Origin of the sequence: Candidatus Magnetobacterium casense (assembly GCF_019173545.1) — a bacterium.
Taxonomy (GTDB): domain Bacteria; phylum Nitrospirota; class Thermodesulfovibrionia; order Thermodesulfovibrionales; family Magnetobacteriaceae; genus Magnetobacterium; species Magnetobacterium cryptolimnobacter.
Genome location: NZ_JABXWD010000098.1, coordinates 1 through 10,513 on the forward strand (window position 1 = coordinate 1; position 10,513 = coordinate 10,513).

9 protein-coding genes and 1 pseudogene are annotated in these 10,513 nt (G+C 51.6%); 2 read left to right on the forward strand and 8 right to left on the reverse strand.

The features are described 5' to 3' along the window. Positions 1 to 260 precede the first annotated feature (260 nt). Both HWQ67_RS07100 and trpB read left to right on the forward strand, forming a co-directional pair. Complete coding sequence (locus HWQ67_RS07100; RefSeq protein WP_218251985.1) at positions 261 to 524, forward strand: hypothetical protein; 264 nt, start codon at positions 261 to 263, stop codon at positions 522 to 524. Next, positions 524 to 1,726 carry a tryptophan synthase subunit beta gene (trpB, locus tag HWQ67_RS07105; protein ID WP_218251986.1) on the forward strand — a complete coding sequence of 401 codons (1,203 nt, stop codon included), beginning with the start codon at positions 524 to 526 and terminating at the stop codon, positions 1,724 to 1,726. The genes HWQ67_RS07100 and trpB overlap by 1 nt, the downstream gene beginning before the upstream one ends. Positions 1,727 to 1,934: 208 nt before the next feature. On the opposite strand, the gene HWQ67_RS07110 is transcribed toward trpB, so the two are convergent. From HWQ67_RS07110 to HWQ67_RS07145, 8 genes and pseudogenes are all read right to left on the reverse strand, one after another. Next, positions 1,935 to 3,965, reverse strand: coding sequence for a DUF2339 domain-containing protein (locus HWQ67_RS07110; protein ID WP_218251987.1), 2,031 nt, complete (start codon positions 3,963 to 3,965; stop codon positions 1,935 to 1,937). 8 nt (positions 3,966 to 3,973) lie between these two features. Next, positions 3,974 to 4,408, reverse strand: coding sequence for a PPC domain-containing DNA-binding protein (locus tag HWQ67_RS07115; RefSeq protein WP_218251988.1), 435 nt, complete (start codon positions 4,406 to 4,408; stop codon positions 3,974 to 3,976). Between the two features lie 3 nt (positions 4,409 to 4,411). Continuing rightward, positions 4,412 to 4,855: a DUF2335 domain-containing protein gene (locus HWQ67_RS07120; protein WP_218251989.1), complete on the reverse strand. Its 444-nt coding sequence runs from the start codon at positions 4,853 to 4,855 to the stop codon at positions 4,412 to 4,414. Between the two features lie 331 nt (positions 4,856 to 5,186). Then, on the reverse strand, positions 5,187 to 6,482 hold the full coding sequence (locus HWQ67_RS07125) for a hypothetical protein (RefSeq protein WP_218251990.1): 1,296 nt from the start codon (positions 6,480 to 6,482) through the stop codon (positions 5,187 to 5,189). Between the two features lie 126 nt (positions 6,483 to 6,608). Continuing rightward, complete coding sequence (locus HWQ67_RS07130) at positions 6,609 to 7,493, reverse strand: damage-control phosphatase ARMT1 family protein (protein WP_218251991.1); 885 nt, start codon at positions 7,491 to 7,493, stop codon at positions 6,609 to 6,611. Between the two features lie 20 nt (positions 7,494 to 7,513). Beyond that, positions 7,514 to 8,113 (reverse strand): annotated as a pseudogene (gene purH / locus HWQ67_RS07135) (bifunctional phosphoribosylaminoimidazolecarboxamide formyltransferase/IMP cyclohydrolase); the annotation flags it as partial. Positions 8,114 to 8,431: 318 nt separating this feature from the next. Further along, the gene (locus tag HWQ67_RS07140) at positions 8,432 to 9,214 is read right to left on the reverse strand and encodes an electron transfer flavoprotein subunit beta/FixA family protein (protein ID WP_218251993.1); all 783 of its coding nucleotides are present in this window, start codon (positions 9,212 to 9,214) and stop codon (positions 8,432 to 8,434) included. Continuing rightward, a complete protein-coding gene (locus HWQ67_RS07145; protein WP_218251994.1) occupies positions 9,211 to 10,377 on the reverse strand; it encodes an acyl-CoA dehydrogenase family protein in 1,167 nt (388 codons plus the stop codon). The genes HWQ67_RS07140 and HWQ67_RS07145 overlap by 4 nt, the downstream gene beginning before the upstream one ends. Positions 10,378 to 10,513: the final 136 nt, after the last annotated feature.

The following is a 10,513-nucleotide window of genomic DNA, read 5'->3' on the forward strand; positions in this document are numbered from 1 at the left end:
TTAATTTTTTATCTTGACAATCCTATCAATTTATTGTACACTACTCTAAGTGTGTTGGTCAAGCAAGGTGTATACCATTGCTAAAATTTATTTTTCGAAAACTCGAGTACCTTTATAATATGCCTTTGTTACTATGCTTTAGCAACGTGACCACGTTTGAACGGAGTGCTACCATTCTGGGGGGTGACCATTTATCTTGACTTTTATTTGCCGTCAGAGTACTATAATTATCATACGAACAAGATTTGGAGGGTCTGGCTATGGATAAGGCAAGATTGAGTGTGGCAATGATTGATGTTATTAAATCGTTTTTCGGGGTCACTCTTGATAACATCTATGAGATCAATGAGTTCAGTGAGAGGGTTTTCCTGGATATGTCCAGAAGGGGCGCTGACATGCATAAAGAGGCAGAGAAGGTCTTGGTGGATTTCCTTGACTATTCAAAAAAGAGTCGCGATGAGTTCAGGAATCTTATGGAGTCTGGATTTGAGCAGATAGAAAGGCCTTTTAGGGAGAACGGTTAATGAAGAAGGGTTATTTTGGTATCTATGGAGGCAGGTATGTACCGGAGACCTTGATACCGGCACTGCAAGAGCTGGAGGAGGCCTATGAGGCTGCAAGGAAGGACGACAATTTTCGGCGTCAGTTGCACGAAATTCGGGCATCTTACATAGGCAGACCGACGCCGCTTTACTATGCCGGCAAGTTGACACAACACCTTGGCGGGGCAAAGATATATCTCAAACGTGAGGACCTTGCGCATACCGGCGCTCACAAGATAAACAATGCCGTTGCTCAGGCGCTGTTGGCAAAGGTGATGGGCAAGGACAGGGTTATCGCTGAGACCGGAGCCGGACAACATGGTGTTGCCACTGCCACGGGGGCTGCCTTGTTTGGCTTGAAGTGTGATATATATATGGGGACGGAGGATATGCAGAGGCAGTCCTTAAACGTTTTCAGGATGAGGTTATTGGGCGCCACGGTCAAGGGTGTGGACATCGGCTCCAAAACCTTGAAAGATGCCATAAACGAGGCCCTAAGGGACTGGACGACAAACGTCCGTACCACGCACTATGTCATGGGGACGGTCTTTGGACCACATCCATATCCCTCGATGGTCAGGGACTTTCAGGCCGTTATTGGGCAGGAGGCGAGGCAGCAGATACTTGACATAGAGGGCAGGTTACCGGATTATCTCATTGCCTGCATTGGTGGTGGCAGTAATGCCATGGGATTGTTTCACGAATTCCTGGCGGGGCAACAGGCGGGGCAACACAACATCAGCTTTATCGGCGTGGAGGCCGGTGGGCTGGGGATAAAGCCGGGGGAACATGCGGCGCGCTTTGCCGGTGGCAGTGTTGGCATACTCCAGGGCTGCAAGAGCTACCTGTTGCAGGATGACGATGGCAACGTCCTCGGTACACACTCCGTATCGGCGGGGCTTGACTATGCCGCCGTGGGGCCGGAGCACGCACACCTGCATGATGCCAAGGCCGTCAGGTATACATACGCCACCGATGAGGAAGCCCTCAATGCCTTTGAGACCCTGTGCAGACTGGAAGGAATAATGCCGGCACTGGAGTCGGCCCATGCCGTCAGTGAGGCGATGAGGCTGGCACCAACCCTCTCAAAAGAAGCCGTGATTATTGTTAATCTCTCCGGCAGGGGCGATAAAGATGTCTTGCACGTCGCAAAACTCAAGGGCGAAGGAGACCTGATGAAATAAGTCCCTCCTGTGATGATAGGATGATAGAAGGTTAAGCATTATGGGGTCAAGGGGACTGGTCCCCTTGCGGGGGGTTCTGAAGGGGGCCAGGAGCGTCCTGGAGCGCCAAGAAGCGGAGCCGCCCCTTTCTTTTCTTGCATTGCACGCAATCAAAACACGCTATAAAAAAATCCTGATGACAGTGGCTTTTTTGGAAGCAGTATCTGGATCATGATGGCTCCTTCTTTATGATCTTGTCCTTGTAGTTGTGATACAGGTATGATGCTGCAACGAGCACAAGGCCAAGTATTATAAACGATATGATCCGGTAAGGGGTGCTGAACCTGGACATGTCAAAGAAGAAAACCTTAAACAACGTAATCAGAAAGAGTCCAAATGCCACATGACGCATTGCCTTGTTGTTATGCACAAAGCCCCTGAGCAACAACACCGCTGCAAAGGCGCTCCACAGCACCGAAATGGCGGCAAACTTCCCCTGGGGCAGGTATGACCCGAAAAATGCGCTCGTTTCCACGTTCAGGACGATAAACAGCACCACCCCACCGATGACGGTAAAGACTACCGGTGTCCTGTCCGTGATTGCCGTATGAGGCATGGCCTTCCTGGAGATACGGTAGAAGGCATAGGAGATACCAACAACGAGGGCCGAGGTTAGATAACGTTCCACGATGAGGTGTGTGTATCTGCTCGTCACGTAGGGGTAATCTATGTACAGGTAAAATACGTTGTGGTAGTCGTAGAGTAAGAACTTGGCATTGGCCAGTGCAAAGAGTGTATAGGCACCGTAGATGAGCGCCTTGTTGTGAAACCTCAGTGCAAGCCAGAAGAGGGTAACGGACTGTGCGCACCAGAATATCGTTATCCAGTGCCTTGAAAACAGTATGGGGATGGTGATGATTAAAAACAGGGCGGCCTTGCCAATGACGACGATGAAGGCCTTTTCGCTTTCCTTACCCTGTTTCAGCAACTGTGTGGCCATCGCCAGAAACACGGCGGCGTAGAGGATCGATATCACGCTGACCCACTCCACGGAGGCGTAGTCCTTAATCATCGCATAGCTGAAACCAAAGGCAATGAAGGAATTGGACGAAATTATATAAAAGGCACGCAGTTGCTTCGAGCTTTGGCCCGTCCTTGCCCTCAGAAACTGATATGCAAACGGCACCACACTATAGATCGCATAGAAGGTGTTGAGAAACAGTATGGTTGGCCAGAACTTGCTTACCGAGTAGTGTTGCACAGTCCATGCGGTAAACAGTATGTAGGTCAGAACAAATCCGAGGTAGTTGAGCAAGTCCCATTTCTTGTACAGCGCAACCGTTAACAGGGCAAGGTTGAGGACGACCATGTAGGTCATAAGTGCGATCTGGTTGTCCTTGCCGGTGGATAGGAGTACCGGTGTCAGGAATCCGCCGATGAGGCCCAGCACCGCCAGCCACTTGGAGTCGTATCGCAGGGCGCTGACCGTGGCAAAGGACGTTATCAGCACCATGATGCCAAAGGCTATGAGCTGATCAAAGAGGTGATAGATGTCAAATGCGGCAAACGTCGAAAAATACAGCACCGCAATCCCCCCTCCAATAACATACAGGCCAAATATCTCCAGCCCCTTGCGTCTGAATAGCTCCCCGCCTACAAGAAAACTGATCGCCCACAGATAACTCAACGCCACCCTCCCTGCCGGTCCCACCCAGCCCCGATCAAAGGAATATTTAAGGAAATACGCAACGCCAAAAACAATGGTCACAATGCCGATGATCAACAGCCACTTCTGGCCAATCTTGAGTTCAAAGTCCAGCTCCGGTCTTTTGAACTCCGGGACAGACCACTTTGGTCGTCCTGGTGTGGGGGGCTTGGGGGGCGGGATGTCTTGCCCTATGTCCTGGTCTGTATCGAGGTTTATGTCCTGCTCGACGTCTTGGCCTTTGGGTGGTGGTTTCGGATATAACTCCGGTGGCGCCTCTGGTTTTTCCGCTGCGTGTGGAGATACCTGTTTTTGGGGAGGCGTATGGGTAGCGAAGTCGTCGCTTAAGAGTCCCTCAAGGCCGCTTATCCTTGCGTTGAGTCTGCCAAGGACACTTTGTACGTTGTTGAGGCGTTCGACTGCGCCGTTAAGCTCCTTTCTGATCTCAAGTACGTGCGCAATCCTCTTTAGCATTGCCTCGGTGTAGACATATCCACAGATATTGCACGTCTTTGACAGGTGCTTGATGTCCGACTTGCATGTGGGGCATTTCATGACTTACCTCACACTTGCAGCAGGTACATGCCGGAGAGTTCATCTAACTGACGTTTAGCGTCAATGCCGACAAGCTCCATGACAATCACCTCAAGCACCAGAAAGGTTTCGGAGAAGTCCCGCAGACACCCGACCATGACATTGTCCTTCTTGCCAAATGCCCCGTGGAAGTGTACGGCAGGAACTCCCTCCCGCAGAAAGATCGTGCCCATGCCGGTTACCTCGTGGCTTTCGTTGAGCTTTCTGTAGAGGGGTTTTGGCGGCATTTCTTCCGTTTCGGGGCCAACAACGATGCTGCCCCCCTTCATTCCCCCAACCACGTGAAATATGGCAGCGTTAAGTCCCTCATCCGTTGCCAGTTGTATGAGTGCCCTTAGAAGGTCCTCGCCATCTGCAAGCCTGCACACAAAAACCCTGCCTGTTGTGCCGATCTGATACTTCATAACCTATGATTCCTCCTCTTTATAATATCTGCCAATAACGAACACTCCAACGAGGCCAACAATAGTAGTCCCACCAATTATTCCACCCACGGCTTCAGCTCCTAATGCAACGCAAGCTATAGCCGATGCTAACCCCGATAATCCTATAATTAAACCAAAAAACTGTCCACGCTTTTGCTTTGCTATATCACCATCTAAAAACTTTTCGTCTATGCGTAATTTCTCACGCTCCATTTCATGCGTATGTCTGGCTTCTTCTTCAGCCATTTTGATTATTCTTTCAGGTAAGTCGGCAGACAGTTCACGATACCCTTTAAGTATGTCAGGCGAAGGTATAGGGCCTGAAAAAGAAATAGCGGAAGTGGCAATGACTTTACCTTTAACCTTATCAGGTGGATTAGAAGGTGCTGGTTGCAAAGAATCATGCTGTTTATTTCTCTGTGTCATTTACATCATCACGGGCTATGCTAATGCCATGTGCAATGTTTTTGCCCACCCTCTCCCAATGTCCCCTAATACGGTCAGCGACTGTTTCTTTTTGGACAGGTTGACAATACCTCCTGCAATCAGCAGAAGAGGGGTATATATCCAGTACGCTGCCAATGCCAATCAGAGTATTACTGGTTTTACGTTTCATTTTCAGCCTCCTGTTTTAATTTACTCGTTTGATTTGTTGTATGAGTGCTCTTAGAAGGTCCTCGCCATCTGCAAGCCTGCACACAAAGACCCTCCCCGTTGTGCCGATCTGATACTTCATAACCTATGATTCCTTCTCACGTTAGTGTTTGAATACGCGCTGGGCGGTGAAGGCCATTGTTACCTGTGGGTTTGCCTCGTTGCAGGCCACAATGGACTCGAAGTCCCTGTCTGATCCACCTGCATGGACTATTGCCCTGACGCCCTGCCGGATACCCACATCCACGCCATCACGAAACGGGAAAAAGGCATCCGATATCATCGTAGAGCCAATCAGACCGGCCTTGTTCCGTACCGTTTCGGCCTCCAGCTCATCAAGCCCATCACGACTGCGCTTACCCGCCTCAACCTCAAGGACGTAATCGTTGTAACCGATCCCGTACCTCTTAAAGCAGAGCGCATCCTTGTACTTGGCATAAGCCTTAAAGACGGCAATTTCGGCCACCCCAACGCGGTCCTGTTCGCCCGTGCCGATGCCCACGGTGACGCCGTCCTTGACGTAGATGACGGAATTGGACGTTACACCCATCTCCACGTTCCAGCCAAAGAGCATGTCCTCGTATTCGACCTCGGTAGGCTCACGCTCTATGACGTACCGGGCGCCCTTGTACGTGGCGCTGGCAAGCGTGAAGTCCTCCTTTGAACGTATCCGGTTGAGCTGTGATTGCTGGATTATCAGCCCTCCATCGTTTAACGACTTGAAGTCAACGAATCTCAAGTCCCTGTACCTGGCAAGGTCATCTATGCGTTTGAGGCGGATTATGCGCAGGTTCTTGCGTGCGGCCAGGATGTCAACCGTCCCCGGCTCAAACTCCGGCGCTGCCACCACCTCCAAATAATTGGTCGCAATCAACCCTGCCGTGTCCGCATCCAGCGGACGATTGAGGGCCAGACAACCCCCAAAGGCCGCTATCCGGTCGGCCATGTTGGCACGCTCATAGGCCTCTGCGATGGTCGCACCATAGGCAACGGCACAGGGGTTGTTGTGTTTCATGATGGCGGCGGCGGGTCTGTCCATCAGGTACTTCAGTATGTTGAGGGCGTTGTCAAGGTCGGTGAAGTTTGTCTTGCCCGGGTGCTTGCCTGCCTGTAGCATCTCTTCTTCGCTGATGGCGCTGACCAGACCGTTGCCAGGGGTGATGTACTGGCAGCCGGCGATGCTCAGATTGCCGCTGACCAGACCGTAGAGTGCGGCCTGCTGGTCGGGATTTTCTCCGTAACGAAGTCCCTTTTCTATTAATTCGCCGGTCTTGTCATCCGGTATCTTCCAGGTGCGCTTTTGGTACTTCAGATGAGTTTCGCCGATGGTTATCGTCAACTCAGGTGGAAAATCATCATCCATGATTGTCCTGTACATCCGTTTAATGTCATCAGTCATACGTGTACCCCCGTTTCGTATTTATTTAGCTGCTCGGTAGGGTAAGAAGGGGGCGGCTCCGCCCCCCCTTAAACCCCCCCGCAAGGGGACCAGTCCCCTTGACCCCATTATATGCTAAGTTGTACACTATTTATCATCCATAATCACTGAATTATTTCGTTTTAACAACATTGCCCCCACTTTCAGCCCCAGATGTCTGGCCACGACGTCGCACTTTGCCTGGAAGAGGAAGAATATGTCCTTGTCGCTGCCACAAAGGGTTTCGTAGTTGCCCTGTCCCTTGCTTATGATAAAACTATGTGTATTAAATCTGGCAAGAAAATCACTGCTGCACAGCGTCGTTATCGTGCCCACGGCATCGGAGCCGTTATCTATGACCTTGCACACGGCATCCAGGCCAACGTCTCCGGCATCCTGCATGGTCACGTCGTTTATCACCGGAAACCCCTTGACCACCGCGGTGACATCCTTACCCATCGTGGTTAGCACCTCGATCAGGAGCTTGTCAAAGACTACCTCCCCTGCATTGTCCAGGAGATAGAGCAACTCGGCCCCCTTGCCGTGATTATTACTTGTGAGGGTCTGCTTAAATGCCTCGTAGTCGTCCACTTCGATCCTATGCTCAAGCGCCCGCTGGATCGTTCCCTCGATATCGACGCTTGTAAAAATTCCAAAGTCTATGATGTTTCCGGCAATGGCCAGCCTCGTGGCCATCCACAGGGGGTCGTGATGCTCAAAGACCTGCGCCCTGAGCCGGGGGTAGAGGTCTAAGGCCATTGCGTTATAGCGTGCCTTAAGCTCCTTGTAGGGGTCCTCACCGGTGAGTTCCCTTATCATCCTATAGATAAACGTTGTTGCATATGCCGGGGGTTGGCTGACATCGGCACCCTCCATCTCCTGCAGGACTGCCCTGATTACGTCGAGCTTATTGGCCTCTGCCATGTTCAAGTTACCGAGGGTCAGGACGGCCTGCCTGGCAAAGCAGGGGAAACACTCTATCTGTGTCTTCATCGTGACTGCTTCACGCCCCTGAGGTACTCCGATATTGCATAGTCGTAGGATGCCGTATGCGCAAAGGCCTTCTCTGCCAGGGCCATGCGCATAGCGAGGCTTACACTGCCGCCGTTTTGATTCATCTGCGCTATGATGTCGCCGTAGGAGTCGGGGTCAACCACCACGATGACGTCCTGAAAGTTCTTAGCCGCTGCCCTGATCATGGCCGGTCCGCCAATGTCTATGTTTTCGATGGCGTCCTGCATGGTAACGCTCGGACGCCTTATCGTTTCCCGGAAGGGGTATAGGTTTACCACAACCATGTCAATGCGGTTAATGCCATATCTCTGTATGGTGTCCATATCAGTGGCGTTGTCGCGTCTGGCCAGTATCCCGCCATAGACCTTCGGATGGAGCGTCTTGACCCTGCCATCCATTATTTCGGGGAATCCGGTATAGTCGGATACCTCAACCACGTCTATCCCGCTCTGACGCAGGGTCTTTGCCGTCCCGCCCGTGGATAGGATGTTGACCCCAAACGCCCTTAGTTCCCTGGCCAGCTCCACTACACCGTTCTTGTCCGATACGCTTATGAGTGCGCTTAACACCTTTGTGTTCTTGTCTCCGCCTGATGTCATACTTTATTGCCTCCTTATAATTTAAAGCCTGTAATTTTCGGTATCGTAATAGTTCACCCCCTAGAAAAAGGAAAGAAAGGGGCGGCTCCGCTTCTTTGTCGCTCCAGGAGGGGTCAGCGACCCCCGGCTCAATGCGCTCCTGGCCCCCTTCAGAACCCCCTGCAAGGTGCGAGCCGCACTGGCATAAAGGGGCCAGCCCCCTTTTATGCCGGGGGTCGCTGACCCCTTGACCCCTTCCTGCACAACCTTGATTTTTAAACATAAGGTAATTTATTAACAATTCATAAGATTCTCTAATGCTATTGTCCTGCCCCGGTCCTACATACACCGTATGGATTTCAGTGCTCCGACAAGTTCCTCCACCTGATGTTCCGGTGTGCCCTGGAGCATCATTCGGTTCTTTTTGATCTCCGGCGCAAATATGTTTCTGACCTGCGTGGGGGAGCCATCAACTCCCACATCCCCGGGTGAGACTCCGATATCGGTGTGGTTGAGCTTCTTTATTTCGAGTTTTTTTGCCCGCATCTTGCCCTTAAGAGAGGGCATCCGTGGCTGATTCAACTCCCTGACAACGGTAATCAACGCCGGCAGTGAGACCTCAACTACATCATAGCCGTCATCCATCAACCGGCTCACCGTAATGTTGTCGTTGTTTAGGGAGACAAGCTTGCTGACGTATGCGACGTGCGGGATGTTTAAGAACTCCGCAATGGCGGGTCCCACCTGGGCAGTATCGCCATCGATGGCCTGTTTGCCACAGATAATCAGGTCGTAACCTATCTTTTTGATCGCCGCACTGAGGGCACAGGCCGTTGCCCACGTGTCCGAACCGGCAAATACCCTGTCGGTTAACAATACGGCCTCATCCGCACCCATTGCCACGGCATCCCTGAGGGCGGTCTCTGCCTGCGGCGGCCCCATCGTCAGTACAGTCACCGAAGCATCTTCCATTTCTTTTATGGCGAGGGCTGCCTCAATGGCGTGCAGGTCGTAGGGGTTGATTATGCTTGGTACGCCGTCGCGGATGAGGGTATTGGTCTGGGGGTTTATCCTGACCTCGGCGGCGTCCGGCACCTGCTTTATACATACAACGATCTTCATTTCTTGTTACCCTGTCTGGTTGATTCCTTTATGAGGTTTTGACATATGACGTTTCTCTGGATTTGGTTAGTACCCTCATATATCTGTAGTATCTTTGCATCACGCATCATTTTTTCAACGGGATACTCCCGCATGTAGCCCGAACCGCCCATTACCTGAATAGCGTCGGTGGTAACCTTCATGGCCATATCGGTGGCAAAGGTCTTTGCCATGGCCGAGTCCTTTGTGATGTCCTTGGCGCCGCTGTCCATGTATCGTGCAACGCTGTAGACGAGCGCCCTGGCTGCCTCTATGGAGATAGCCATATCGGCGAGCATGTGCTGGATGGCCTGAAAGCTGATTATAGGTCTTTCAAACTGCACCCTGTTTCGGGCAAATTTGACGGCTTCCTCAAGTGCCCCTTGCGCTACGCCAACACCCTGGGCGCCAACCCCAACCCTCGACTGGTCAAGCGTCTTCATGGCTACAATAAAGCCCATACCCTCTCGGCTGATGAGGTTTTCCTTTGGCAAGCGACAGTTGTTAAAAACCAGTTCGCAGGTGACAGAGGCACGTATACCCATCTTTTTTTCCTTCTTGCCGTAGGTAAAGCCCTCCATGCCATCCTCAACCACAAAGGCAGAGGCCCCGCGTGCCCCCTTTGATCTGTCCGTCATGGCAATGATCGTGTATATTCCGGCTACTGAGCCGTTGGTGATCCACTGTTTGGTGCCGTTTAATATATAGTCGTCGCCATCTTTTACGGCGGTTGTCTGTATCCCTGCGGCGTCCGATCCGGCATTGGCCTCCGTCAGACCAAAGGCTACGAGTTTTCTGCCTGAGGCGATATCGGGCAGGTATTTTTCTTTCTGCTGCTGCGTGCCAAACAAGAGCAGGGGAAAGGTGCCAAGGGCATTGGCCGCATAGCTGGTGGAGACCCCCAGACATGCACGGCTGAGTTCCTCTACCGCTATACACAACTCCGTGGCCCCCTTGCCCAACCCCCCAAACTCCTCAGGGATAATCAGTCCACACAGGTCAGACTGCGCAAGAACCTTGATTATCTCATGGGGAAACTCCTCCTTCTCATCCAGCTCCGCCCTGACCGGTACAACCTTGCTTTCTGCTATCTGACGGACAAGGTCCTTGACCATCTGCTGTTCTTCGTTAAAAAAATAATCCATATAAAAAAACCTCCCTTTTATATAGGCGGTAGCACCACAATCAACCGTGGTTGTCAGGATTTAAGCCACTTTTATCCCTTCATAATATGGCATTGTTACTATGCTTGAGCAACATGACCACGCTTGAATGGAGTGC

Excerpts from the sequence above, each read along its gene's own strand:
- HWQ67_RS07125 (WP_218251990.1), bottom strand. The coding sequence starts at position 6,482 with ATGACTGATGACATTAAACGGATGTACAGGACAATCATGGATGATGAT.
- HWQ67_RS07140 (WP_218251993.1), bottom strand. The coding sequence starts at position 9,214 with ATGAAGATCGTTGTATGTATAAAGCAGGTGCCGGACGCCGCCGAGGTC.
- HWQ67_RS07130 (WP_218251991.1), bottom strand. The coding sequence starts at position 7,493 with ATGAAGACACAGATAGAGTGTTTCCCCTGCTTTGCCAGGCAGGCCGTC.
- HWQ67_RS07100 (WP_218251985.1), top strand. The coding sequence starts at position 261 with ATGGATAAGGCAAGATTGAGTGTGGCAATGATTGATGTTATTAAATCG.
- HWQ67_RS07110 (WP_218251987.1), bottom strand. The coding sequence starts at position 3,965 with ATGAAATGCCCCACATGCAAGTCGGACATCAAGCACCTGTCAAAGACG.
- trpB (WP_218251986.1), top strand. The coding sequence starts at position 524 with ATGAAGAAGGGTTATTTTGGTATCTATGGAGGCAGGTATGTACCGGAG.
- HWQ67_RS07115 (WP_218251988.1), bottom strand. The coding sequence starts at position 4,408 with ATGAAGTATCAGATCGGCACAACAGGCAGGGTTTTTGTGTGCAGGCTT.
- HWQ67_RS07145 (WP_218251994.1), bottom strand. The coding sequence starts at position 10,377 with ATGGATTATTTTTTTAACGAAGAACAGCAGATGGTCAAGGACCTTGTC.
- HWQ67_RS07120 (WP_218251989.1), bottom strand. The coding sequence starts at position 4,855 with ATGACACAGAGAAATAAACAGCATGATTCTTTGCAACCAGCACCTTCT.